Origin of the sequence: Montanilutibacter psychrotolerans, assembly GCF_003719825.1 — a bacterium.
GTDB classification, from domain to species: Bacteria; Pseudomonadota; Gammaproteobacteria; order Xanthomonadales; family Xanthomonadaceae; genus Montanilutibacter; species Montanilutibacter psychrotolerans.
In genome coordinates this window covers 606,786-631,787 of the sequence record NZ_RIBS01000002.1, presented here as the reverse complement: position 1 = coordinate 631,787, position 25,002 = coordinate 606,786, and the positions used below count along the sequence as shown (strand labels likewise).

Sequence of the window (25,002 nt, the reverse complement as noted above, 5' to 3'; positions counted from 1 at the left end):
GCCGTGGGTGTCGCCCCACCGCCGGCCGACGCACTTGCCGGCCGCGGGATGCCTGCGCGTGCGAGGCCTTCACCGCATCAGTGGGCGGCGCAGAACTGCTGGTAGTCGATGTAGCCCGGGAACGCGCGCCCGGCGGCGCAGACCACGCAATCGGGATCGGCCGACAATCGTGTTTCACGAAAGCGCATCGACAGTGCGTCGAAATGCAGCAACCGTCCTGACAGCGGCTCGCCCAGTTCGAGGATCAGCTTGATCGCCTCGGTCGCCTGCAGCAGCCCAATCACGCCCGGCAGCACGCCCAGCACCCCGGCTTCGGCGCAGTTGGGCGCGGCCTCCGGGGGCGGCGGTTCCGGGAACAGGCAGCGATAGCACGGCGCCTGTCCACGCCGGCGACCGGCATCGAAGACGCTGGTCTGGCCCTCGAAACGGTGCACGGCGCCGTACACCAGCGGCTTGGCCAGTTTCACGCAGGCGTCGTTGAGCAGGTAACGCACGGGGAAGTTGTCGGCGCCGTCGATCACCACGTCGGCGGTGCCGATCAGGCGTTCGACGTTGTCGGCGGTGATGCGCTCGGGGAACGCCTCGATGACGACCTGCGGGTTCAAGGCGGTCAGCGCGATCCGCGCCGATTCGACCTTTGCCATGCCGATCCGCGCGTCGGTATGCAACACCTGGCGCTGCAGGTTGCTGCGGTCCACCACGTCGTCATCGGCCAGCACGATCGTGCCGACACCGGCTGCCGCCAGGTAGTAGGCCGCGGGCGAACCCAACCCACCGGCGCCCACCATCGCCACGCGCGCGGCCTGCAGACGGCGTTGTCCGGCTTCGCCAACCTCGGGCAGACGCATGTGCCGCGAATAGCGGTCGTAGAACTCCGCTTGCACCGGATCGCGCGCAAGCGGCAGGCCCTCGGCGATCCAGCGCGTGGTGCCGCCCTCGACCGATGCCACGTGCTGGTAGCCGGCAGCGAGCAGCGCCTGCGCGGCCTTCAGCGATCGCGCACCGCCCTGGCACAGCAGCAACACATCGGCGTCGCGGTCCGGCAGCGTTGCGTCCGGATCGGACTCGAGCTCGCCGCGGGCAACACCCAGCGCCCCTTCGGCATGTCCGGCAGCGCGTTCGTGCGACTCGCGCACATCGACGAGCACACCACCCGCGCGCTGACGGCGCAGGGCTTCGGCGGGAGAGATCAGTTCGACGTCCATGGTCGGATTATCCACCCGAGCGCGGGCGTGTGCCCGTGCACGGTTTTGACAGCAGGCCGCGAGGCGAGCGCCAGGCGAGAATCCTCGCCGCTAGCCCACCGCGAACGGCAGCACCTGCACCACGTCGCCCTGCGCCAGTCGCTGCGGCCCCTCGACCACCACGATCAGTGCGTCACTGTCGGCGGCCGCGCGCAGGCGGTGCGAACCGGTGGCGGCGTTGGGCTCGACCAGCAGGCTGCCGTCGTCACCAGCTTGCAGACGGGCGCGGATGAACTCGCGGCGAGGGTGGGTCTTGTCGATCGGCGCGGTGAGGCGTGCCCGCCACACGGTACGCGGCTCGCTGCGACCCTGCAGGCCATCGACGAGGGCGCGCCCGAGGGTGAGCCACGTCGCCAGCACCGACACCGGGTTGCCGGGCAGGCCCAGCAGGCGGGCCTGATCGAGGCTGCCCAGCAGCAGCGGCATCCCGGGCTTCATGCGCACCTTCCAGAAGTGCGTCTGGCCGAACTGGGCAAGCACGGCCGGGATGTGGTCCTTCTCGCCCGCCGACACGCCGCCGCAGGTGATGATCAGATCGAACGCGCAGCCGGCATCGCGCAGGGCGATCTCCACCTGGCGCGGATCGTCGGGCAGGCGCGGCCACGCGGTGGGCTCCAGGCCCTCGGCGCGCAGCAGCCCCATCAGCAACTCGCGGTTGCTGTCGAAGATCTGCCCGGGCTGCGGCGTCATGCCGGGCTCGACGAGTTCGTCGCCGGTGGTGAACACCGCGACCGTGGGACGACGCGACACCTGCAATGACGACAACCCGAGCGAGGCGGCCAGCGACACGCGCGCCGGCGTCAAGCGTTGGCCACTGCGCAGCACGTGGTCGCCAACCCGCACGTCTTCGCCGGCGCGGCGCACGTTGGCGCCGGCGGCCGTGTCGCCGGGCAGGCTGACCAGATCGCCGCTCAGCGAGGCGTTTTCCTTGATCACCACGCTGTCCGCTCCGGCCGGCAACGGCGCACCGGTGGTGATGCGCACGCATTCGCCAATGCCCAGCACCAGGCCAAGCGCATTGCCGGCGAACTGTTCGCCGGCCAGACGCAGCGTCGCCCGTTCGCCTTGCAAATCGGCGTGGCGGAACGCGAAGCCGTCCATCGCGCTGTTGTCGAACGATGGCAACGCGATCGGCGCGTGCACGTCCTGCGCCAGCACGCGGCCGTGGCAGCGACCCAGCGCCAGCGATTCGGACGCGAGGCGGTGGGCGCTGGCTACCTGGGTAACGATCGCCAGCGCGTCGTCGAACAGCAGGCCGGTGGGAAATTCACTCATCGTGGTGACGGTCCGTGGCCGCAACGCCGGCAGCGGCCAGGTCGTCGGGTGTGTTGAGGTTGCCCAAGCGTACCCCGGCGAAATGGACCACCGGCAGCCGCAGGCTGGCCTGCAGCAGGTGCACGGCGGAGCTGCGGGTGGCGATTGCGGACGCCAGCGCATCGCGCAGCGCCGCCACGCGCCACAGCGCCACCAGCGGTTGCGGGCCGTCGTCGTCGCTGGCCGCGGCACCGTCGTCGGTGGCGCCGGCCACCAGATGGGACAGCAGGCCATCGGGGACGCCCACCAGATCGACCGGGACCGTCAGCAACCAGGGGCTGGTGCAGGCCGATGCCAGCGCGTCCAGGCCGGCGATCGGGCCGAGATCCAGGCCGGCCCGGTCGGTCACGGCCCGAAGGCCTGCGAGGCGGTACCGGTCGAGATCACGATTGGCGCTGACCAGCACGGCGCCGGTCTCGTCGGCGAAGCGTCGCGGCCAGCGCAGCACCTGCGGCATGCCTTCGCGCACCAGCCAGGCCTTGTCGATCCCGCCCAGGCGACTGGCGCGACCGCCGGCGAGGATGCCCAGGGTGATCGCGGCAGCGGGCAATGGCTCGATCAAGACGGGGCTCCGACAACGGGATGGCGAACGTTGCTGGGTCGTGCGGATTGGGCCTGCAGGCGTCACACGCGATAACCGACAGGCGACGCGCGCCGAGGGCACCACCGGGGGCACGCGTGGCGCCGCTCGAAACGGTGCGACCGGGTCCTGGTGCCGACGCCGGCGCAAAGCGCCGACGTCGCGTCAACTCACTTGCCGCGCTTTACGTGGCGGATCAGGCGCTTCTTCTTGGCGACCTGGCGCTCGCTGAGCACGTTCTTCTTGCCTTCGTACGGGTTGCTGCCTTCGCGGAAGATGAACTTCACGGGCGTGCCCACCAGCTTGAAGCGCTTGCGGAAGAAGTTCTCGAGGTAGCGCTTGTAGCTGTCGCTGAGCGTGCGCAGGCGGTTGCCGTGCACCACGAAGGTGGGCGGATTGCTGGCCGCCGGGTGCGCGTAGCGCAGCTTGGCGACATGGCCGCGCACGACCGGCGGCGGATTGGTCTCGTAGGCGATCTCGATCGCCTTGGTGACTTCACTCGTGCCGAACTCGCGCGTTGCCGAGGAATGCGCGCGGTGGATGGCCTTGAACAGCTCGGCCAGTCCGGAGCCGTGCTTGGCACTGATGCGCACCGCCTCGGCCCAGTCGACGAAACCGAGCTTGCGCACCAGCAGGCCTTCCGCCTGCTGCCGCTGGTAGTCGGTCTGGCCGTCCCACTTGTTGACCGCCACCACCAGCGCACGACCGGCATCGAGCGCATACCCCAGCACGCTGGCGTCCTGGTCGGTCACGCCTTCGCCGGCGTCGAGCATCACCACCGCGACCTGGCACTGCTCGATCGCCTGCAGGGTCTTGATGATGGAGAACTTCTCGACGGCCTCGTCGACCTTGGACTTGCGGCGCAGGCCGGCGGTGTCGATCAGGCGATAGCGCTTGCCGTCGCGCTCCATGTCGATGGCGACCGAATCGCGCGTGGTGCCCGGCACCTCGGAGGCGATCATGCGCTCCTCGCCCAGCAGGCGGTTCACCAGCGTGGACTTGCCGACGTTGGGACGGCCGATGAAGGCGATGCGGACGCGATCGGGATCGGTGTCCAGTTCGCTCGTGTTGCCCTCTTCGGGCAGCTTGGCCAGCACGTCCTCGATCAGTTCGTCGATGCCTTGGCGATGCGCCGAGGACACCGCGACCACGTCACTGAAACCGTAGCGGGCGAAATCGTTGAGCGCGGCCTGGCTGTCGATGCCGTCGGTCTTGTTGACCACCAGCATGGTGGGACGCGCGGTCTTGCGCAGCCACTTCAGGATGTCGTCGTCGAGTGCGGACGCGCCTTCACGGCCATCGACGATGAACAGCACCAGGTCGGCCTCTTCGGCCGCGGCTCGCGCCTGGCGTGCGGTGGCACCGACCAGGCCCTCGTCCTCGCCGGCGATGCCGCCGGTGTCGACGATCGCGAACGGCCGCAGGCCTTCTGGCCGGCACACGCCGTAATGGCGATCGCGCGTTACGCCCGGCTGGTCGTGCACCAGGGCGTCGCGGCTGCGGGTGAGCGCGTTGAAAAGCGTGGATTTGCCGACGTTGGGACGTCCGACGAGTGCGACGAGCGGAAGCATGGATGGGCAGCCGGAAAGGTAGGGAATTCGGGAGAATCTAAAGCTGCGGCAATGAGCGCCGGTGGGATCGGGAACGGCTGGGGCGGAGGCTTCCGCCGGTAGTCCGTTCCCTGCTCCCGACTCCCTGCCCCGGCGTTACTGCCCGAGGCGGTATGCGTTCAGTTCGCCGTCGACGTCCTGTGCCACGAGGACCCCATCGACGACCACCGGCGCGGCACGCAGCGCCTTGCGGCTGGCGCGGGTACGCGCGGCAAATTCGCCGTTGTCGAGCTTGAGCCAGTGCAGGTAGCCGTCGAAGTCGCCGACCACCGCGTAGTCGCCCTGCACCGCCGCGCCGGTCAGGTTGCGACGGGCCAGGCCCGCCTGCTGCCAGAGCGTGCCGCCGCTGGACTTCTGCAGGCCGAACACGCCGCCCTGGCGATCGACCACCACCAGGCGGTCGCTGCCGACACCGATGCGACCGGAGCCGCCGTGCTCGCCCGACCACATCGGCCGACCACTCGGTGCATCGATCGCGAGCGTGCGCCCTTTGTAGCTGGTCGCGAACAACGTAGTGTCTTCGAGTACCGGCGTGCCATCGATATCGGCCATGCGGTCCAGCTCGCTGCGGCCTTCCTGCTGCGCCACGGCCTGCTCCCACAACGGGCGACCGTCGTTGGCGGCCAATGCCTGCACGGTACCGTCGTCGTTGCCCACGAACACGAAGCCCGGGCCAAGCACCGGTGCATCGTTGCCGCGCACGGACAACAGGGGAACATCGCGGGTCCAGAACCAGCGGCGCTCGCCGCTGGCGGCATCCAGCGCGGTCAGGCGACCATCGTTGGAGCGCACGAACACCATGCCCAGACCGACCACGGGCGTGGCGATGATCTCGGCATTGACCTTCGACTGCCACTTCTCGGCGCCGGTACCGGCATCGAGAGCGATAACGTGGCCATCCAGCCCACCGGCAACCACGAGGCCGTCACCGGCACCGGGGCCGCCGGACAGTAGCAGGTCGCTTTCGTAGTGCCAGACCGGCTTGCCGGTCTGCAGGTCGAACGCGCGAACGCCGCCTTCGACCGCCGCCGCGTAGACGCGACCGTCGGCGATCGCCGGACCCTGGCGTGCGCCCAAACGGTCTTCGCCCTTGCCGGCCTGGGCCGACCACAGCTTGCTGATCGTGGCCGTCGGTGCGAACTCGACCAGTTCGGTCGGTTCGTTCGGCTTGCCGTCCTTCTTGCTGCCGAACCAGCCCTTGACGGTCGTGCAGCCGCCCAGCGCGAACACGCACAGCACTGCCGCGGAAACGTGCAACAGGCGCGGCGCGCGCGACGCGCCAGCGGCGCTACGAACGGAATCGATCGATGCGGACTTCATCAAGACTTGACCTCGGTGCTGGCGGGCTTGCCGCCGACTTCAATGAGCTTGAGTTCGAGCAGGCGACGACGCGGCGAACCGACGTCGAGCTTGCCCAGCGCTTGCTGGTAGGAGGTACGGGCCTGTTCGCGCTGGCCGAGCGCGTACTGCGCATCGCCGCGGGTTTCGAGCTCGCCGACGGAGCTTGCCGTGGCAAGCAGCTTGATCGCCGCATCTGCCTGCTTTGCGTCGATCAGCAGACTGGCAAGCCGCTCATTGACCACAGAGGTCGTGGCGACGTCGTCGGACTTGATCGCGCGCAGCGTCGCGATCGCCGCGTCGCGCTGGCCGGCCTCGACCTGCGACTTCGCCAGTTCGAGTGCCGCCAGGTTGCCGTAGGTGCCGGCGCCGAGCGCCTTGACCTTGTCTGCGGCGGCCTTGTCCTTGGATTCGATGGCGCTGAGGGCGACCTGATAGCGGTCCGCCTGCCCGGCCTTCAGTTGCAGGTCGCGGCTTTCCCACCACTTCCAGCCACCGATCGCGGCCAAGCCGAGCACGATGCCGCCAATCAATCCTGCGCCATTGCTGCGCAGCCAGGCCAGAACCCGTTCACTTTGTTCGTGTTCGTCGAGCAGATCGTCTATCGCCATTCGAAGGCTGCCATGCTGTCACGTCCCGCCAGGTGGCCGGCCGCGAATAGATGTGGAAACCGGCCCGATACAGGCCAGTGCGATTACGCAGCTCCGCGACGCAATCAGTTTGCGGGCGGTGCGAGCGAGCCGTCAGAGGATAGCGTAAAGCGCGCCACATTCGCTCGGCTGAAGGGCGCCAGGTCCACCGGACGCCCGGCGTGCAACACCTGGACCGCGGCGGAATTGCCGAGCACCACGCGCCCCACCTGGCCGGCGGCATAGCTGCGCTGCTGCCCGGCAGCGAGCAGACCCTGCTCGATCGAGGTGCCATCGACGGCGAAAACCTGCACCCAGCTGTCGCCACTGAACGCCAGCGACAGCGTGGCGCCGGTCGCCGCGGGCGGTTGCAGCGACGCCATCGATGCGGCCACCGGCGTTCGCGGTGCGGGCGCGTCGGAACCGGCGGCTACCGGCGACGCGCCGCCACCGGCGGGCGTTTCGGGCAGGTCGAGCGATTGCAGCGCCACCGTGTTGGCAACGTGCGGGCGGGTGGCGATCCAGACCGGCACGGCGATGGCCGCGGTCATGACGATGTAGATCGCCCGCCGGGTGACCTGCTCGAAAACCCGCTGGTACGTTGGCGTGTGGCTATGGCTGACCAACGTAGCCGGAGCGATTGCCGCCGCCGGCGCGCGGTCAAGTTCGGCCTCGATGTCGACGCCGAGCAGCCGCGCGTAGCTGCGAAGTTGCCCGCGGGCGAACACCGGAGCGCCCAACTGGCTCCAGTCGCCGGCCTCGAGGGCGCGGACCACGCGCGTAGGCATGCGAAGTCGCGAGGCAACGTCGTCGATCGCCAGGTTTGCGGCTTCACGCGCCAGTCGCAGGCGTTCGCCACAGCCGGCGCCGTGACCAGATCCAGTTTCGTTCGACTGCATCATCGCTTGCTGCCATCCCCTGTTTCGGAACCCGCCGCGCCCGGGAATTCCGCTCTTAGTCGCTGAACGTAGCTGGCGGCCGCGTCCTTGTCGCCGAGCTTTTCCTCGATCTGTGACGCCAATAACAACGACTGGGCGTCCGCCGGTGCTGCCGCGAGGCGGCGCTGCGAAAATGCCCGCGCCTCGAATGCCCTGCCTGCACGAAATTCGCTCTCGGCAAGGGCTGCCAGCGCAACCGGGCTGTCCGGATCCAGCGACAGCGCGTCACGCAGGTAGCGTCCGCCACGCTCGGCAAGCCCGGCCTGGGTGGCGCAGTGGCCGGCATTTGCCAGCGCCGAAGCAGGCGTCGAATAACTGCTGTCCTGCAATGCCTGGTCGAACCAGTCCAGCGACTCGGCGGCGCGGCCATTGCCGCACAGCCAGGTCCCGTAATTGTTGAGCATCGCGCCGCGGGTGGGGTCCAGTTCCGCCGCACGCAGGTAGTGCTGGCCGGCCACGGCCGAGTTGCCCAGCTGATCCAGGGACACCGCCATCAGCGTGTGTGCCGGAGCGGACTTCTCGTTGATCTGCAGGGCCTTGGCGGCCAGGTCGCGCGCGCCGGCCGGGTCGCCGGCGGCGAGCTTCTGCCGGCCGTTGTACAGCTGCACGTCAAGCGTGCCGCTGTTGCCACGACGGCTGCCGTTGATCGGCACACGGCTCTCGTAGATGTCCGACAACTGGCTGTCGATGCTGGGACGCAGGAACTCGGGGCGACTGCACGACGCGCTGCACAGCACGACCACCGCAAGCACCGTCGCCGTCAGCGCCCGACCCGGCAGGGGGCGCTCAGGCCGCCGCATCACCGGCCTCCTGCTGGGCAAGGTGCTTGCGGAACTCGGCTTGGCGCCGCGTCCGGTCCATGACCTGGCCCTTCAGCTGGCCACAGGCTGCATCGATGTCATCGCCGCGCGTGCGGCGCACCATCGTCAGCACATGCGAGTCGAGCAGAAGTTTCTGGAAGGCGCGGATGTCGGATTCCTCGGAGCGTTCGAAACGTGTCCCCGGGAAAGGATTGAACGGGATCAGGTTGACCTTCGCCGCGTCCTTCATCTGCACAGCGTTGTCGAACTGGCGCATCAGGCGCGCCAGCTGGCGGGCGTGTGTCGGCTGGTCGTTGACGCCCTTCATCAGGGTGTACTCGAACGTGATCGACGAGCGCGGCTTGCGGCGGACGTAGCGCTCGCAGGCAGCCATCAGCTCGGCGATGGGGTATTTCTTGTTGAGCGGCACCAACTCGGTGCGCAGCTCGTCATTGGGTGCGTGCAGCGACACCGCCAGCGACACGTCGCTGACCTCGCCCAGCTTGTCGATCATCGGCACCATGCCGGCGGTCGACAGCGTGACGCGCTTGTTGGCCAGGCCATAGCCCAGGTCGTCGCGCATGATGCTCATCGCGCGCACGACGTTGTCGAAGTTCGCCAAAGGCTCGCCCATGCCCATCATCACCACGTTGGTGAGCTTGCGCTGGATGTGCGGAACATTGCCCAGGTGGCGGGCGGCAACCCAGACCTGACCGATGATCTCGGCGGTCGACAGGTTGCGGTTGAAGCCCTGGGTGGCGGTCGAGCAGAACTGGCAGTTCAGCGCGCAGCCGACCTGCGAGGACACGCACAGCGTGCCGCGGCCCTTGTCGGGGATGAACACCGCCTCGATCGCGTTCTTCGGGTCCATGCCGAGCAGCCACTTGTGGGTGCCGTCGGTGGAGGGCTTGTCGAAGATGACCATCGGCGCGCGCACCTGGGCGTGCTGCTCGAGCTTGCCGCGCAAGGCCTTGCCCAGGTCGGTCATGTCGTTGAAGTCGGTGACGTAGCGGTGGTGGATCCACTTCATCACCTGGTGCGCCCGGTAGCGCTTCTCGCCCAGAACTTCCTCGAAGAAGTCCTCGAGCTGGACGCGATCGAGGTCGAACAGGTTTTTCCTGTCCGACCCCGCCGCGGTATTGCCGGCCGATGCCGCGGCAACGCGCTCAGCCGACCCCGGTGCCGTGGTGTTGCCTGTCTCGGCGAGCTGGATGTCGATGCTGTCGCGTTGCGTGGTCATGGCTTTGTCCCAGCTCAGCGAGCGTAGACGTCGGTGCTCGGGAAGAAGTACGCGATCTCGACCGCGGCATTCTCCAGGCTGTCCGAACCGTGCACGGCGTTGGCGTCGATGCTGTCGGCGAAGTCCGCGCGGATGGTGCCCGGGGCCGCGTCCTTCGGATTGGTGGCGCCCATCAGGTCACGGTGCTTGAGCACCGCGTTGTCGCCCTGCAGCGCCTGGATCATCACCGGACCGGAGATCATGAACTCGACCAGCGCGTTGAAGAACGGACGCTCGCGGTGCACGGCGTAGAAACCTTCGGCTTCCTGCTTCGAGAGCTGCTTCATCTTGGCGGCGACGACTTTCAGGCCGGCCTTTTCGAAACGGGCATAGATTTCACCGACGACGTTCTTGGCAACGGCATCGGGCTTGATGATGGAAAGGGTGCGCTCCAGCGCCATGGAAAGTCTCCGGGTAGGCGGGCCGCAGAACCGAAGGTTCGCGCCCGAGAATAACAGAAAAAACCCGCGTAGCGACGCGGGTTTAGCCGATATGGCTGCGGTAATTCTAGCGGATTGACAGGCCGTTTGCAGGCACCTGGGCAGGCGCCCTTCGAAGGAAGGCGGTTGACGTTCATCGCCGCCCGGGCATAGCATCAAACAAGCGTTTGATTCAGGACCCGAAATGGCTTCCGCCCACTTTTCCACCAAGGACCGCATTCTCGGCGCCGCCGAGGAGCTGTTCGCCCTGCACGGCTTCAGCGGAACCTCGCTGCGCCAGGTCACCAGCCGCGCCGATGTCAACATCGCGGCGGTCAACTACCACTTCGGCAGCAAGGAAAACCTCGTCAACGAGGTGTTCCGGCGGCGCATGGACGACATGAGCGCCCAGCGCATAGCGGCCCTGAAGGCCGCGACGGCCCAGCACCCCGGCGAGCTCGAGCCGATCCTGGCGGCGTTCGTGCAACCCGCCCTGGCGATGGCCCAGGACCGTCATGGCGGTGGCGCGTTCGTTCGCGTGGTCGCGCGTGCGTACGCAGAAAAGAACGACGGCCTGCGAAAGTTTCTTTCGGACCACTACGGCCACGTGCTGCGCGAGTTTGCCAAGGCCATTGCCGTGGCGGTCCCGGCACTGAGCAAGGAAGAGCTTTACTGGCGCCTGGACTTCCTGGCCGGCTCGCTGACCTATGCGATGGCCGACTTCGGCCTGATCAAGCGCCCCTCGGGCGTCAGCGAAGCGGCCCATCGGGAACGCGCCGCCCGCGAGCTGATCCGCTTCGCGGCCGCCGGATTCAAGAGTTGACCCCCATCGGCGTGGATTGATCCGGACCGCAACGAGGGTCACCTCGCCGGGCCCGGAAGCGCCCTGTTCATTCTCAAGAAATACAATTACCAACAAGGACTTGCAGAAAATGTCTAACAAGCTACTTGTCCGCCGCGCAGCCGTGCTCGGCGCCGGTGTCATGGGCGCGCAGATTGCCGCCCACCTGACCAACGCGGGCGTCGACACCGTCCTGTTCGACCTGCCTGCCAAGGAAGGCGACCCCAACGGCGTGGTCACCAAGGCCATCGCCAACCTGGCCAAGCTCAGCCCCGCCCCGCTCGCGGACAAGGCGCTGGCCGACCGGATCGTCCCGGCCAACTACGAGACCGGGCTCGAGCTGCTGCAGGGCTGCGACCTGATCATCGAGGCGATTGCCGAACGGATGGACTGGAAACAGGACCTCTACAAGAAGATCGCGCCGTTCGTGCCGGCACACACCGTGCTGGCCAGCAACACCTCGGGGCTCGGCATCAATACCCTGGCCGAAGTGCTGCCCGAGGAGCTGCGCCACCGTTTCTGCGGCGTGCACTTCTTCAACCCGCCGCGCTACATGCACCTGGCCGAGCTGATTCCCGCCCGCACCACCGACGCCTCGGTGCTGGAAGGCCTCGAAACCTTCCTGGTCACCACCCTGGGCAAGGGCGTGGTCATCGCCAAGGACACCCCGAACTTCATTGGCAACCGCATCGGCGTGTTCTCGATGCTGGCCGGCATGCACCACACCGAACAGTTCGGCCTGGGCTTTGACACCGTCGACGCCCTGACCGGCCCGGCGATCGGTCGCCCGAAGTCGGCGACGTACCGCACCGCGGACGTGGTCGGCCTGGACACCATGGCCCACGTCATCAAGACCATGGCCGACACCCTGCCCGACGACCCGTGGCACAGCTACTTCAAGGCCCCGGCATGGCTGTCGGCGCTGATCGGCAAGGGCGCCCTGGGCCAGAAGACCGGCGCTGGCGTCTACACCAAGCGCGGCAAGGACATCCTGGTGCTCGACCTGAAGGCGCAGGACTACCGCGTCTCGGCCGGCGAACTGGACGCCGACGTCGCGGCCCTGCTCAAGGAGCGCGACCCCGCGAAGAAGTTCGCGGCACTGCGGGCCAGTGAAAACCCGCAGGCGAAGTTCCTGTGGGCCTGCTTCCGCGACACCTTCCACTACAGCGCCTACCACCTCGAAAGCATCGCCGACACCGCCCGCGACGTGGATTTCGCGATGCGCTGGGGCTACGGCTGGTCGCTGGGTCCGTTCGAGACCTGGCAGGCCGCTGGCTGGAAGCAGGTCGCCGACTGGATCGCCGAGGACATCGTCGCCGGCCTGGCGATGAGCAACGCGCCGCTCCCGAACTGGGTATTCGATGGTCGCGAGGGTGTCCATGACGCCAGCGGCAGCTACAGCCCGGGTCGCAACAGCACGGTGCCGCGCTCGTCCAACCCGGTGTACGCGCGCCAGCGCTTCCCGGACGCGCTGCTCGGCGAGAAGTTCTCGCAGGGCCGCACCGTCTACGAGAACGACGGCGTGCGCATGTGGGCCGACGACGGCGACGACATCGCCGTGGTCAGCTTCAAGACCAAGATGAACACCGTTTCCGATCACGTACTCAACGGCCTGCAAGAAGCGATCGGCATCGCCGAGCGCGACTTCGCCGGCCTGGTCATCTGGCAGCAGAAGGAACCGTTCTCGGCCGGTGCCGACCTCGCCGGTGCACTGGGAGCGCTGAAGGCGGGCCAGTTGGCCGAATTCGAGGCGATGGTCGCCAACTTCCAGGCCACCAGCCAGCGCATCAAGTACGCGCAGGTGCCGGTGGTTGCGGCGGTGCGCGGTCTGGCCCTGGGCGGCGGCTGCGAATTCCAGATGCACGCGGCACGTACGGTGTTCTCGCTGGAAAGCTATGTCGGCCTGGTGGAAGCCGGCGTCGGCCTGCTGCCGGCCGGTGGTGGCCTGAAGGAATTCGCCGTTCGTGCTTCCGACAAAGCGGGCCCTGGCGGCGATGTGTTCGCCGAACTCAAGACCGCGTTCGAGAGCGTGGCGATAGGCAAGGTCTCGGCCTCGGCCGTGGACGCCCGCAACCTGAAGCTGGCTCGCGACACCGACGTGATCGTCTACAACGCGTTCGAGCTGCTGCACGTCGCCCGCCAGCAGGCGCGCGCCCTGGCCGAAAGCGGCTATCGCCCGCCGCTGCCCGCGCGCCGCATCCAGGTTGCCGGCGACGTGGGCATCGCGACGTTCAAGATGCTGCTGGTCAACATGCTGGAAGGCCGTTTCATCTCGCCGCACGACTTCGAGATCGCCAGCCGCATCGCCACGGTGGTCTGCGGTGGCGCCGTGGACCGCGGATCGCTGGTCGATGAGGAATGGCTGTTGAAGCTGGAGCGCGAACATTTCGTCGCGCTGGCGCAGATGCCCAAGTCGCAGGAACGCATCGCGCACATGCTCACCACCGGCAAGCCGCTGCGGAACTGATGAGGGAGCGCGGCGCGCCTCGTGCGCGCTGACGCAGGCCAAGCGCCTGCCGACAACGTGCTTCTTTGCGCCCTCGCCTCCCCGTGGCGGTGAGGGCAACCAACCCTAGATTCGCGACATCAAGGAATTCCAAATGTCGAAGCAGATCCAAGACGCCTACATCGTCGCCGCCACCCGTACCCCGGTCGGCAAGGCCCCGCGCGGCGCATTCCGCAACACCCGTCCCGACGACATGCTGGCGCACGTATTGCGCAGCGTGGTCGCGCAGGCACCCGGCATCGACGTCAACCGCATCGACGACGCCATCATCGGCTGCGCCATGCCCGAGGGCGAGCAAGGCATGAACGTGGCGCGCATCGGCCTGCTGTTGGCCGGCCTGCCCAACACCATCGCCGCGCAGACCATCAACCGCTTCTGTTCGTCCGGCCTGCAGGCCGTCGCAATGGCGGCCGACCAGATCCGCCTGGGCAATGCCGACCTGATGCTGGCCGGCGGCACCGAGTCGATGTCGATGGTGCCGATGATGGGCAACAAGGTCGCCCTCAGCCCGAGCGTCTTCTCCAACGACGAAAACGTCGCCATCGCCTACGGCATGGGCATCACGGCCGAGAAGGTCGCCGAGGAATGGAAGATCTCGCGCGAAGACCAGGACGCGTTCGCGCTGGCCTCGCACCAGAAGGCCATCGCCGCGATCCAGGCCGGCCACTTCAAGGACGAGATCAGCCCGTACGAGATCGTCTCCCACCTGCCCGACCTTGCCGGCAATGCCATCCGCCTGAAGAAGTCGCTGGTGGAGATCGACGAAGGCCCGCGCGCGGACTCCTCGATCGAAGGCCTTGCCCGCCTCAAGCCGGTGTTCCGCAACGGCCAGTTCGGCGGCAGCGTCACCGCCGGCAACAGCTCGCAGATGAGCGATGGCGCGGGCGCGGTGCTGCTGGCCTCCGAACAGGCGGTCAAGGATTACGGCCTGACCCCGCTCGCCCGCTTCGTCAGCTTCTCCGTGGCCGGCGTGCGACCGGAGGTGATGGGCATCGGCCCGATCGCCGCAATCCCGAAGGCACTGAAGCAGGCCGGGCTCACCCGCGATCAGCTCGACTGGATCGAGCTCAACGAGGCATTCGCCGCACAGGCGCTGGCGGTGATGCGCGATTGCGAGCTGGATCCGTCGAAGGTCAATCCGCTCGGCGGCGCGATCGCGCTGGGCCATCCGCTCGGCGCCACCGGCGCGGTGCGCACGGCAACGATCGTGCACGGCCTGCGTCGTCGCCAGCAGAAGTACGGCATGGTGACGATGTGCATCGGCACCGGCATGGGCGCGGCGGGCATCTTCGAAGCGCTCTGAACCCGCCACTCGTTGCAACGACAACGGCGCCCGCGTGGCGCCGTTGTCGTATCCGGACTTCCGACCGGGCCGCCCACCCGGACGCCAAGCGCCGGCAGAGGGCCGATCGCCTTACGCCATGCGCGAGCCGTTGGGCACCGGGCGTTCGAGCGTGGTGATGACCACGCCCTCGTCGGTGTGGAATCCGGTCAGCAGGAACTCGGACACGAACGGCCCGACCTGCTTCGGCGGAAAATTCAGCACGCCCACGATCTGCCGACCGATCAGGGCATCGGAGGAGTACAACGCCTGCACCTGGGCGCTGGTCTTGCGAACGCCGCGCGGTCCGAAGTCGACCCACAGCTTCCAGGCCGGCTTGCGCGCCTCCGGAAACGCCTCCACGCGCAGCACCGTGCCCGCGCACAACTCCACCTTCTCGAAGTCGCTCCAGGCGATCGTCGCGTCGTCGCTCATCGCGGGGCTCCGTGTTCGCGCCAGTCCTTCCACGCGTCCTTGAAGCCTGCCCACCAGTAGCTCAGCTGCGCGCCGACATAGCCGGCCGGCTTCAGCGCCGACACCAGGCCGTAGTCGGCAAACTCGCGCCAGCGCGGGTCACCGCTGGCGATTGCCGACGCGACCACTTCGCCAGCGAACGTCGTCGGGGCCACGCCGTGCCCGCCGAATGCCTGCGCCAGCCACAGCCCCTCGTCGATCTGGCCGATCTGCGGCATCTGGTGCCGGGCATAGCTCATCAATCCCGACCACGCGTGCTCGATCCGCACGCCCTCGAGCTGCGGAAACACCTTCAGCAGGTCGCGTCGCAGCAGACGCTCCACCGCATGGGCCGAACGATCCAGCACCGAGATGCGCCCGCCCCACAGCAGACGCGTGTCGGGGAGCGGTCGGTAGTAATCGAAGGCGAAGCGCGTGTCGTAGACCGCCGCGCGCGTGGCCATCGCCTGATCGAGGCGCGAACCCAGCGGCTCGGTGACCATCACGTAGGTCGCGATCGGCATCACGCCGGCATCCACGCGTCGATCGAGTCCGGCCAGGTAGCCGCCGCAGGCCAGCACCACCTGTGCGGCGTCGACGTGACCGTCGGGCGTGCGCACGCGCCAACCAGCGCCACGACGTTCCAGCGAGACGGCCGGACTCGCTTCGTGCAGCCGCAGGCCCTGCGCGATCGCGGCATCGGCAATTCCGCGGGCGTACTTCAGTGGGTGGAAGTGGAACGCCTGCGGCTCGAACAGGCCATCGTGATAGCGATCGCTGCGGACCAGCTCGCGCAGCCGCTCGCGCGGCAGCCATTGCCAGTCGACGCCGTAGTGCCTGGCCAGCAGTTGCTGGCGCGAGCGCAGCACCTGCGGGTCGCGAAACCAGTTGGCCCAGATCACGCCGGCCTGCACCGTGTCGCAATCGATCGCGTACTGGGCGATTCGTTGGCGGATCAGTTCCACCGCGTCGGTGCTGCCGGTGTACAGCGCCTTCGCGCGCTGCGGCCCGAGCTCCTTCAGCAACGCCTCCTCGCCGCGCGAGAAACCGCCGAACACGAACCCGCCGTTGCGACCCGACGCGCCGAACCCGACATCGTTGGCCTCGACCAGCACCACGTCGCGCTCACCGCGCTCGACCAGGCCCAGCGCGGTGTTGAGACCGGCGAAGCCACCGCCCACCACGCACGTCGTCGCCTCCGTTGCACCCCGCAACGGACCCTGCCCGCGCTGGGCATCGGCTGCGTCGCGTCGGTAGTAGCTGGACGACACACTGGACATGGTTGGCACCCGGCGGTTTGATATCGACCCGACACAGGGCCAGAACGTGGACATGCATCACGCCGACAAAGCCTATCGCAGACGCTGCCTGGCGATGCTGTTGCTGTTCGCCGTCATCTGCACGGCGGCCCTGTGGTGGCTGCACGACTGGCTGGGGACGGTGGTCGCGGGGCTCGGCGACCTGCCCTCGCACCAGCAGCACGCGTGGCTGCGCTGGCTGATCGGCGGCTTCGGGATCGCGTTCGCGCTGCCACTGGCGACACTGGGGGAAACCCTGCGTCGTTTCGCCCGCGCGGCACGCCAGTAGCAACGCTACCCACTAGGGCCTGTTAGCGCTATGGGCGCACGCCGCGCCGGGCCTGAGGTCGTGCGAGGCAAGGAAGAGAGAGGGCGCGTATGTCCATACGCAACCGAGCGATGACGCCGCGTCGCGCGGCCTCAGGCCCGGCCCTCCGGGTGGCTTCTCAGCGGCCCCCAGCCGGCGCCGCGCTGCTTGACCTTGCAGGCAGCAAGGCGCGGCGCAGCACAACACCAGCTGGAGGCCACTGATAAGCCACGCGGCATGCGCCCATAGCGTTAACAGGCCCTCGCCAATGGCGCACGTTGCGCACGGTCCGCGTGCTCACCGGACCGGTCGCGTTGTTCTGGGCTGCACGCGTGGCACGTGCCGCGTCCTGGGCGTTTGCGACGGCGATCGCGTTCGCCGGTTTGGCCGCATGGGCTTGGTGGCGCTTCCAGGCAAACTGATCGCGCGGGCCATGCCGGCGCCCCGCCGCGGTGGCGGCAGGACGTCGTTTGGGCGCGCTGCGCGGCTTACTTGAGTTCTTCGACGCCCAGTTCGTCCAGCGCGTTCTGCATCAGGCGTCGCGCGGAGTCGCTGAGTTTCTCGTGATCGAGCGCATAGCGGATCGTGGCCTCGATCAGGCCCAGGTGCGTGCCGCAATCGAATCGCGTGCCGCGAAAACGGTAGGCACTGACGGTTTCTTCGCGCAGCAGCGCCGAGATGGCGTCGGTCAGCTGGATCTCGCCGCCGGCGCCGGGCGTGGTGGCCTCCAGCAGGTCGAAGATGCGCGGGGTCAGCACATAACGACCCACCACCGCCAGGGTGCTCGGGGCCTGGTCGGGCTTGGGCTTCTCGACGATCTCGGTGATCCGACCCTGGCGGTCCTGGAAGGCTTCGGTCGCCACGATGCCGTAGCTGCCGGTCTGCTCTCGCGGCACGTCCTGCACGGCAACCACGCTGGCCCCGGACGCCTGCGCGGCATCGGCCATCTGGCTCAAGGCGCCGGGTCCGCGGTTCCAGATCAGGTCGTCGGGCAACAGCACCGCAAAGGGTTCGTTGCCGATCACCGGCTTGGCGCACAGCACCGCGTGCCCGAGGCCCAGCGCCTCGGCCTGGGTCACGAACACCGCGCGCACGCCCTTGGGCAGGACGTTGCGGATCAACTCGAGCTGCTCGTGCTTGCCGGCCTGCTCGAGCTTCTGTTCGAGCTCGTACGCCTTGTCGAAGTAATCGGCGACCGAATGCTTGTAACGGTTGGTCACGAATACGAGGGTGTCGCAGCCCGCTTCGACCGCTTCGTCGACCGCGTACTGGATCAGCGGCCGGTCGATGATCGGCAGCATCTCCTTGGGAACGGTCTTGGTGGCCGGCAGGAAACGGGTGCCCAGGCCGGCAACCGGAAAGACGGCCTTGCGGATCCGCCCGGGGGCGGGAGAAGAGCTGGAGCTGTCGGACATCAAATTTTCCTGGCGGTGCGAGCGGGAAACGCGACCACGGTCGCGGTCTCAGGTATGGCCGGGCGATCCTGCGCCAACGGCTGGAAATCCGGGACGGTGCTGCGCAGCAGGCGCGCCAGCGCCTCCTGGTCGTACTCGGCGCTGGCCGCACGCAACGCGTGCAGCGCCACCTCGATGTTGGCCGCCGCGACCGCACGGGGCTCGGCCTGGAGGATCTTGGAGTGCGAGGTCGCGCGATAGCGTTCGTCGGCGTGGAACAGCGTCTCGTGCAGCTTTTCGCCCGGACGCAGGCCGGTGTAGACCACCGCGATGTCGCGTCCGGGTTGCTTGCCGGCCAGCCGGATCATCTGTTCGGCCAGCACACGAATCGCGACGGGCTCGCCCATGTCGAGCGTGTAGACGGCTTCGTGCGTGCCGATGGCGGAGGCCTGCAGGATCAGCTGGCAGGCTTCCGGGATCGTCATGAAGAAGCGCGTGACTTCCGGATCGGTGACGGTGACCGGCCCGCCCAGGCGGATCTGTTCGCGGAACAACGGCACCACGCTGCCCGCCGAATCGAGCACGTTGCCAAAGCGCACGGTCACGAAGCGCGTCGAGCGCTGGTCGGCCAGCGCCTGGCAGGTCATCTCGGCCAGTCGCTTGGTGGCACCCAGCACGTTGGCCGGATCGACGGCCTTGTCGGTCGAGATCAGCACGAACGTGCCCACACCGATGTCGCGGCACGCACGCGCCACGGTTTCGGTCGCCAGCACGTTGTTGCGGACCGCTTCGCGCAACTGGGTTTCCAGCAGCGGCACCTGCTTGTAGGCCGCGGCATGGAACACCGCTTCGGGCTGAGCCAGTCCGAGTGCATGGCGGATCACGGCCGGATCGCCACAGTCGCCCAGCACCTGGACGAACTCGAGGTTCGGGAAGTCACGGCGCAACGAGGCCTCGACCGTGGTCAGCGCGAGCTCGTCGATCTCCACCAGGGTGATCCGGCGCGCACCGTGGCGCGCGCACTGTCGGCAGAGTTCGGAACCGATCGAGCCGCCCGCCCCGGTCACCAGCACCGAGCGCGCACCCAGCCAGTCGCGAATGGCTTTCCAGTCGGGCATGACCGGCTTGCGGCCAAGCAGGTCCTCGATCGCGACTTCCTTGAGTTCGCCCGGCAGCGAGCGCCCCTCCAGTACGTCCTGCAGTCGCGGCACCATCCGGAACGGCAATCCGGTGCGCTCGCAGACCACCACCACGCGCTGGATCGCATCGGCATCGGCCGATGGCATGGCGATGACGAGCAGGCGCGCCGCGGTTTCGCGGGCGATCTCGTCGACGTCCTTGACCTGGCCGAGCACCGGAACGCCCTGCACCTTGGTGCCGCGCATGCGCGCGGCATCGTCGAGAAAACCGACCGGCTGGTAGGTGCCGAAACGTCGGAGATCGCGAACCAGCGCCTCGCCTGCGTGGCCGGCGCCGAGGATGAGGATGCGCACCGACCCGGCATGGCCGCGCTCGTTGCGGCTGTCCTTCCACGCCCGGTACAGCAAGCGGGGGGCGCCCAGCAGCGCCATCAGCACCAGCGGATAGAGCACCAGCACGGTGCGCGAGACCATGTCCAGCCGGTTGTAGAGGAACAACCCCAGCACGATCGCAAACAGGCCCAATGCGCAGGCCTTGAAGATGTTCCAAAGGTCCGGGACGCTGGCGAAGCGCCACAGCCCCCGGTACAGGCCCACCTGCCAGAAGACCAGGCCCTGCGCGATCAGCACCAGGACCACTTCCGGCGACCACAACGGCAGTTGCGGCGGGTTGGCCATCACGCCAAACCGCAGCCAGTGCAGCGTATGCCAAACCACCCAGACCATCGCAAGGTCATGGGTCACCACCGCCATCCGCGGCAGCCAGTTACTCCAGCGATCACGCCATGAACTCATTCCCCATCCTTCTGCGGCTGGCGCTTTCCCGCGCTCTTGTTTGGATCCAGAGCCTGCAACACCCCCCATGCCACGGCCGCGGTGGTATACCACGCCACCGTTATCTTTAAGATGAAAGTCTGCGACGCGTTTCCCAGCGACGCCGCCAAAGCCACCGCCGCCAGGGTCCACGCTGCGTAGGCAACGGTAACCCACGCGTGCCCCGAACGGCGCGCCCAGACCTGATAGGCATGCTGCGCGTGCGCCGTCCACCAGCGTTCGCCGCGCACTGCGCGACGCAACAGGGTCAGGCCGGCATCCACCAGGAACGCGGACAACGGCAGGAGCAACAACAAGTCCGCACCGCTGTCGGGAAGGCGGATCACCAGCGCCAGCAGGCCCGCGAGCGCGAAACCGATCGCACCGCTACCCACGTCGCCAAGGAATATCCGGGCCCTGGGGAAGTTGAACGGCAAGAAGCCCAGGCACGCGGCCACGAGCGCCAGCGCCAGCGCGCTCCAGGCGCCGGCCTGCCAACCGGCCAGCAGCCCGGCGACCAGCGCGGCCTGGCTTGCGGCGATGCCGTTAATGCCATCCATGAAGTTCCAGACGTTGGTCAACGCCATCGCCAGGGCAAACGCAAACAGTCCCGCCAGGGGCGACTGCGCACTGTCGGCAATCGCCAGCCCGAGCAGCGTGGCGGCAACGGCGTGCACCGACAGGCGCAACCAGGGAGAGAGCGGCCGATGGTCGTCGATCATGCCGATGCCCGCGACCATCGCCAGCCCGATCGCCATCGCCAGGAGCGCGGCGACCTGCGGGGTTCCGCGCAATGCCAGCACGAACATCGCGACCATCAACGCAGCAACGATCGACACGCCGCCACCGCGCGGGGTGGGCGTGGAATGGCTGCGCCGTTCGCCGGGGAGGTCGACCAGGTTGCGGTGTCTTGCGTAGCCACGCGCGACGGCGGTGCCGGCCGCGCCCAGCGCGAAGAAGAACGCGAACCAGATCATCCCGCTGCCGGCGGTGACGCCGTCCAGGACAATGCCCTCCAGCCGCATCCGATCAGACCACCGCGTAGTTCAGCAGCGGCTTCACCGAGCCCCATTCCTTGCAGCTTGGGCACTGCCAATGGTGGCTGCGGGCGCCAAAGCCACAACGGTTGCAGCGATAGCTGGGATTGCGGACCAGCAGTTGGTCGGTGATGTGCTTGAGGTCGTGGAGGGTCGCCATGGGATCGGCGCCCTCGGCCAGCGTCAGGTCGATCAGAGCCGCTTCGCCACGCACGGACGGGCGGTCCTTGAGCTGCTGCGCGAGGTAGGCACGCGCCGCGGGCACGCCCTCGTCGGCCTCGACCATCCGCGCGAGCGCCAGCACGGGCGCGATGCCGCGGTAGTGCTCGCACATCTCGGCCAGGAAGGCGCGCGCGCCCGGCACGTCGCCCACCTGCTCGTAACTGGCCAACAATCCGGGCATGACTTCGGGGAGGTAATCCGGGTCGCTGCGGGCGACGCGCTCGAACGCCCGGATCGCCGCGGCATCGTTGCCCGCCTCGACTTCGATGCGTCCTTCGATCATGCCCGCGCGCACCGTGTTGGCGTCGGCTTCGTAAGCGCGCGACACGGCCAGACGCGCGGCGTCGATGTCGCCAGCGGCACGGGCGCGATCGGCCAGTTCGCACTCGAACTGCGCGATCTGCTTGCCCATCGGTTCGCCTGTCGCGGCCTCGTAACGCTGGGCGTTTTCGATCGCCTTGTCCCAATCGCGCTCGGACTGGTAAATGCCGATCAGATGGCGCAACGCCAGCGGTGCGCGCATGTCGAGCGCGACCAGGTCGCTGAACACGGTTTCGGCGCGGTCGAGCAGGCCCGAGCGCATGTAGTCCTCGCCCAGGGCCAGCAGGGCCTGGACCTTCTGCTGGTCGCTGAGCCCCGGGCGTTGGACCAGGGCCTGGTGCAGACGGATCGCACGATCCACTTCGCCGCGACGCCGGAACAGATGGCCCAGGGCGACCTGGGTCTCGAAGGTGTCCTTGTCGAGCTCGGCGATATGCAGGAACAGCTCGATCGCCTTGTCGGGCTGCTCGTTGAGCAGGTAGTTGAGGCCGCGGAAATAGGTCGTCGACAGGCGGCTGACCTGGGTGTCGCTATGGCGTTCGCCGCCACGTCGACCGATGACCCAGCCACTGACGGCGGCGATCGGCAACAGCAGGAAGAACCAGAACCATTCGTTGATGAACGCCATGCGTCTCAGCTCTCCGGGGTTCGGGACGGTGCCGCATCGACGGTACGCTGCGCACGCGCGAGACGCCGTTGCAGCGGCAGCACCAGGCTCGCGGTAATGGCAAGACCGCCAAGGAGCACGCCCAGCAGCAGCGCTGCGATCAGCGCCACCCCCAGAGTGGTAGGCACCGAGACCGGGCCGAAATCGATCTGGACCGGTCCCCGGTTGAGGGCTCCGACGATGGCGCCCGCCAACAGGCAGGCAAGGGCAACGAGAAATCGGATCACACGCATGGCGGCCTCCGGTCGACCTCCGTTGTCGGCATCAGGCGGCTAGCTTAGCCGAGCCGGCCTGCGGCCACAGCCACGCGGCTAGGTGAAATGAAGCGTGGGGAAACTCAGGCGTCCTCGCCCAACGGCATCACGCCGCTGACGCGCTCACGCAGTTCCTTGCCAGGCTTGAAGTGCGGCACATGCTTGCCGGGCAACGCGACCGATTCGCCGGTCTTCGGATTGCGCCCAAGGCGAGGCGGCCGGTAATGCAGGGAAAAACTGCCGAAGCCGCGGATCTCGATCCGCTCACCGCCCGACAGCGAACCGCCCATCATCTCCAGCAACGACTTCACCGCCAGATCCACGTCATCGCCCTTCAGGTGGGCCTGTCGTTGCGAAAGGATCTCGATCAGTTCGGATTTGGTCATGGGCGAAGCGGTACTCGTTTGATGCACACCACGGGGGTGCAGACGGAAAGCGACCCGGCCGGAGCCGGGCCGCTTCCGCGGTACTACAGGGACTGCAAGCCGGGGCGATTACTCGCCCTTGTTGCCCAGCTGCTCGCGCAGCAGCGCGCCCAGCTTGGTGGTGCCGCTGGAGGCTTCCGCCGCCGCACGGTTGTAGTCCGACAGCGTTTCCTGGATCTCGGCTTCGTCCTTGGCCTTGATCGAGAGCTGCATGGTGCGGCCCTTGCGATCCATGCCGATGAACTTGGCTTCGACTTCGTCGCCGACCTTCAGGTACTGGGTCGCGTCGTCGACGCGCTCCTTGGCGATGTCGCGCGCGGCGACGTAGCCTTCGATGCCATCGGCCAGCTCGATCGTCGCGCCCTTGGCGTCGACTTCCTTCACCGTGCCCTTGACGATCGAACCCTTGGTGTTCGACGCCATGTACTGGCCGAACGGGTCCTGCTCGAGCTGCTTGACGCCCAGGCTGATGCGCTCGCGCTCCGGGTCCACGGCAAGAACGACGGCTTCCAGCGTGTCGCCCTTCTTGTAGTTGCGGACCACGTCTTCGCCGGTGGTGTTCCAGCTGATGTCGGACAGGTGCACCAGACCGTCGATGCCGCCGTCCAGGCCGATGAAGATGCCGAAGTCGGTGATCGACTTGATCTGGCCTTCGACCTTGTCACCCTTCTTGTGGATCGCCGCGAAGGTTTCCCACGGGTTGCTGGTGACCTGCTTCATGCCCAGCGAGATGCGGCGACGCTCCTCATCGACGTCGAGGACCATGACCTGGACCTCGTCACCGACCTGGACGATCTTGCCCGGGTTGACGTTCTTGTTGGTCCAATCCATCTCGGACACGTGCACCAGGCCTTCGACGCCCGGCTCGATCTCGACGAACGCGCCGTAATCGGTGACGTTGGAGACCTTGCCGAACACGCGGGTGTCGGCCGGGTAACGGCGCGCGATGTTGTCCCACGGATCCTCGCCCAGCTGCTTGAGGCCGAGGCTGACGCGGTTGCGCTCGCGGTCGTACTTGAGCACGCGGACGTCGAGCTCGGCGCCCACTTCCACGACTTCGGACGGATGGCGCACGCGCTTCCAAGCCATGTCGGTGATGTGCAGCAGGCCGTCGATGCCGCCCAGGTCCACGAACGCGCCGTAGTCGGTGAGGTTCTTGACCACACCCTTGAGGATCGCGCCCTCGACCAGCTTCTCCATCAGCTGCTCGCGCTCTTCCGAGTGCTCGCTCTCAACCACCGCGCGGCGGGAGACGACGATGTTGTTGCGCTTGCGGTCCAGCTTGATGAGCTTGAACTCGAGTTCCTTGCCTTCCAGGTAGGTCGAGTCGCGCACCGGGCGCACGTCGACCAGCGAACCCGGCAGGAAGCCGCGAACATCCTTGATGTCGACGGTGAAGCCGCCCTTGACCTTGCCGCTGATGCGGCCGGTGATGGTCTCGTTCTTCTCGAGGGCTTCCTCGAGTTCGTCCCACACCATGGCGCGCTTGGCCTTCTCGCGCGACAGGACGGTCTCGCCAAAGCCATTCTCGATGGAGTCGAGCGCGACCTTCACCTGGTCGCCCACACCCACGTCGATCTCGCCGGCGTCGTTACGGAACTGTTCGATCGGCACGATGCCTTCGGACTTCAGGCCGGCGTTGATCACGACCACGTCGCCACGGACCTCGACAACGGTACCGACGACGATCGCGCCCGGCTTCAGCTTGGCCAGGTACTGCTGGCTCTCTTCGAACAGTTCGGCAAATGATTCGGTCATTGGAGTAATACTCGCTTGAACACACGGGCCGCACCGGCTGGCAATGCCATCGGGATGATGGCCAAGGCAGCACGTGGTCGACCCACCCGTTATGT

At 67.6% G+C, this 25,002-nt stretch carries 23 protein-coding genes; 4 read left to right on the top strand and 19 right to left on the bottom strand.

Annotated features, from left to right (window positions below):
• Nucleotides 1-77: 77 nt before the first annotated feature.
• The 10 genes from moeB to ndk all read right to left on the bottom strand — a co-directional run bounded on the left by moeB (nt 78) and on the right by ndk (nt 10,133).
• A complete protein-coding gene (gene moeB, locus EER27_RS06300) occupies nt 78-1,220 on the bottom strand; it encodes a molybdopterin-synthase adenylyltransferase MoeB (RefSeq protein ID WP_223807196.1) in 1,143 nt (380 codons plus the stop codon).
• A gap of 75 nt (nt 1,221-1,295) precedes the next feature.
• On the bottom strand, nt 1,296-2,519 hold the full coding sequence (locus EER27_RS06295; RefSeq protein WP_123087153.1) for a molybdopterin molybdotransferase MoeA: 1,224 nt from the start codon (nt 2,517-2,519) through the stop codon (nt 1,296-1,298).
• Nucleotides 2,512-3,120, bottom strand: a complete 609-nt coding sequence (gene mobA, locus EER27_RS06290; RefSeq protein WP_223807195.1) for a molybdenum cofactor guanylyltransferase — start codon at nt 3,118-3,120, stop codon at nt 2,512-2,514. Before mobA ends, EER27_RS06295 begins: the two co-directional genes overlap by 8 nt.
• A gap of 188 nt (nt 3,121-3,308) precedes the next feature.
• Nucleotides 3,309-4,709 carry a ribosome biogenesis GTPase Der gene (gene der / locus EER27_RS06285; RefSeq protein WP_123087152.1) on the bottom strand — a complete coding sequence of 467 codons (1,401 nt, stop codon included), beginning with the start codon at nt 4,707-4,709 and terminating at the stop codon, nt 3,309-3,311.
• 135 nt (nt 4,710-4,844) lie between these two features.
• Nucleotides 4,845-6,005 carry an outer membrane protein assembly factor BamB gene (gene bamB / locus EER27_RS06280; RefSeq protein WP_223807209.1) on the bottom strand — a complete coding sequence of 387 codons (1,161 nt, stop codon included), beginning with the start codon at nt 6,003-6,005 and terminating at the stop codon, nt 4,845-4,847.
• A 62-nt stretch (nt 6,006-6,067) separates the two neighbouring features.
• Complete coding sequence (locus EER27_RS06275; protein WP_123087150.1) at nt 6,068-6,697, bottom strand: YfgM family protein; 630 nt, start codon at nt 6,695-6,697, stop codon at nt 6,068-6,070.
• A 104-nt stretch (nt 6,698-6,801) separates the two neighbouring features.
• The gene (locus EER27_RS06270; RefSeq protein ID WP_123087149.1) at nt 6,802-7,617 is read right to left on the bottom strand and encodes a helix-turn-helix domain-containing protein; all 816 of its coding nucleotides are present in this window, start codon (nt 7,615-7,617) and stop codon (nt 6,802-6,804) included.
• Nucleotides 7,614-8,453 carry a type IV pilus biogenesis/stability protein PilW gene (gene pilW / locus EER27_RS06265; protein WP_123087148.1) on the bottom strand — a complete coding sequence of 280 codons (840 nt, stop codon included), beginning with the start codon at nt 8,451-8,453 and terminating at the stop codon, nt 7,614-7,616. The genes EER27_RS06270 and pilW overlap by 4 nt, the downstream gene beginning before the upstream one ends.
• On the bottom strand, nt 8,440-9,693 hold the full coding sequence (rlmN, locus tag EER27_RS06260; RefSeq protein WP_123087147.1) for a dual-specificity RNA methyltransferase RlmN: 1,254 nt from the start codon (nt 9,691-9,693) through the stop codon (nt 8,440-8,442). Before rlmN ends, pilW begins: the two co-directional genes overlap by 14 nt.
• Nucleotides 9,694-9,707: 14 nt before the next feature.
• A complete protein-coding gene (gene ndk / locus EER27_RS06255) occupies nt 9,708-10,133 on the bottom strand; it encodes a nucleoside-diphosphate kinase (RefSeq protein ID WP_123087146.1) in 426 nt (141 codons plus the stop codon).
• Between the two features lie 223 nt (nt 10,134-10,356).
• Between ndk and EER27_RS06250 the strand changes: the two genes are divergently transcribed.
• From EER27_RS06250 to EER27_RS06240, 3 genes are all read left to right on the top strand, one after another.
• Nucleotides 10,357-10,974, top strand: coding sequence for a TetR/AcrR family transcriptional regulator (locus tag EER27_RS06250; protein ID WP_123087145.1), 618 nt, complete (start codon nt 10,357-10,359; stop codon nt 10,972-10,974).
• A 109-nt stretch (nt 10,975-11,083) separates the two neighbouring features.
• Nucleotides 11,084-13,459: a 3-hydroxyacyl-CoA dehydrogenase/enoyl-CoA hydratase family protein gene (locus EER27_RS06245; protein WP_123087144.1), complete on the top strand. Its 2,376-nt coding sequence runs from the start codon at nt 11,084-11,086 to the stop codon at nt 13,457-13,459.
• A gap of 133 nt (nt 13,460-13,592) precedes the next feature.
• Nucleotides 13,593-14,801, top strand: a complete 1,209-nt coding sequence (locus EER27_RS06240) for an acetyl-CoA C-acyltransferase (protein WP_123087143.1) — start codon at nt 13,593-13,595, stop codon at nt 14,799-14,801.
• Between the two features lie 111 nt (nt 14,802-14,912).
• Here EER27_RS06240 and EER27_RS06235 read toward each other — a convergent pair whose 3' ends face one another.
• Nucleotides 14,913-15,254 carry a tRNA-binding protein gene (locus EER27_RS06235; RefSeq protein ID WP_123087142.1) on the bottom strand — a complete coding sequence of 114 codons (342 nt, stop codon included), beginning with the start codon at nt 15,252-15,254 and terminating at the stop codon, nt 14,913-14,915.
• Entirely contained in the window at nt 15,251-16,552 is a 1,302-nt protein-coding gene (locus EER27_RS06230; protein WP_123087141.1) for an NAD(P)/FAD-dependent oxidoreductase, read from the bottom strand. Before EER27_RS06230 ends, EER27_RS06235 begins: the two co-directional genes overlap by 4 nt.
• A gap of 52 nt (nt 16,553-16,604) precedes the next feature.
• Here EER27_RS06230 and EER27_RS06225 point away from each other — a divergent pair, with 52 nt between their 5' ends.
• Nucleotides 16,605-16,859, top strand: coding sequence for a hypothetical protein (locus EER27_RS06225; protein ID WP_148040961.1), 255 nt, complete (start codon nt 16,605-16,607; stop codon nt 16,857-16,859).
• A gap of 506 nt (nt 16,860-17,365) precedes the next feature.
• Here EER27_RS06225 and galU read toward each other — a convergent pair.
• From galU to rpsA, 7 genes are all read right to left on the bottom strand, one after another.
• The gene (gene galU, locus EER27_RS06220; protein WP_123087139.1) at nt 17,366-18,292 is read right to left on the bottom strand and encodes a UTP--glucose-1-phosphate uridylyltransferase GalU; all 927 of its coding nucleotides are present in this window, start codon (nt 18,290-18,292) and stop codon (nt 17,366-17,368) included.
• A complete protein-coding gene (locus EER27_RS06215; protein WP_123087138.1) occupies nt 18,292-20,205 on the bottom strand; it encodes a polysaccharide biosynthesis protein in 1,914 nt (637 codons plus the stop codon). Before EER27_RS06215 ends, galU begins: the two co-directional genes overlap by 1 nt.
• Complete coding sequence (locus EER27_RS06210; RefSeq protein WP_123087137.1) at nt 20,202-21,248, bottom strand: MraY family glycosyltransferase; 1,047 nt, start codon at nt 21,246-21,248, stop codon at nt 20,202-20,204. The genes EER27_RS06215 and EER27_RS06210 overlap by 4 nt, the downstream gene beginning before the upstream one ends.
• A 4-nt stretch (nt 21,249-21,252) precedes the next feature.
• On the bottom strand, nt 21,253-22,431 hold the full coding sequence (gene lapB, locus EER27_RS06205) for a lipopolysaccharide assembly protein LapB (RefSeq protein WP_123087136.1): 1,179 nt from the start codon (nt 22,429-22,431) through the stop codon (nt 21,253-21,255).
• A 5-nt stretch (nt 22,432-22,436) separates the two neighbouring features.
• A complete protein-coding gene (locus EER27_RS06200) occupies nt 22,437-22,703 on the bottom strand; it encodes a lipopolysaccharide assembly protein LapA domain-containing protein (protein WP_123087135.1) in 267 nt (88 codons plus the stop codon).
• Nucleotides 22,704-22,807: 104 nt separating this feature from the next.
• Nucleotides 22,808-23,110, bottom strand: a complete 303-nt coding sequence (locus EER27_RS06195) for an integration host factor subunit beta (protein ID WP_123087134.1) — start codon at nt 23,108-23,110, stop codon at nt 22,808-22,810.
• A 108-nt stretch (nt 23,111-23,218) separates the two neighbouring features.
• Entirely contained in the window at nt 23,219-24,907 is a 1,689-nt protein-coding gene (gene rpsA, locus EER27_RS06190) for a 30S ribosomal protein S1 (RefSeq protein WP_123087133.1), read from the bottom strand.
• Nucleotides 24,908-25,002: the final 95 nt, after the last annotated feature.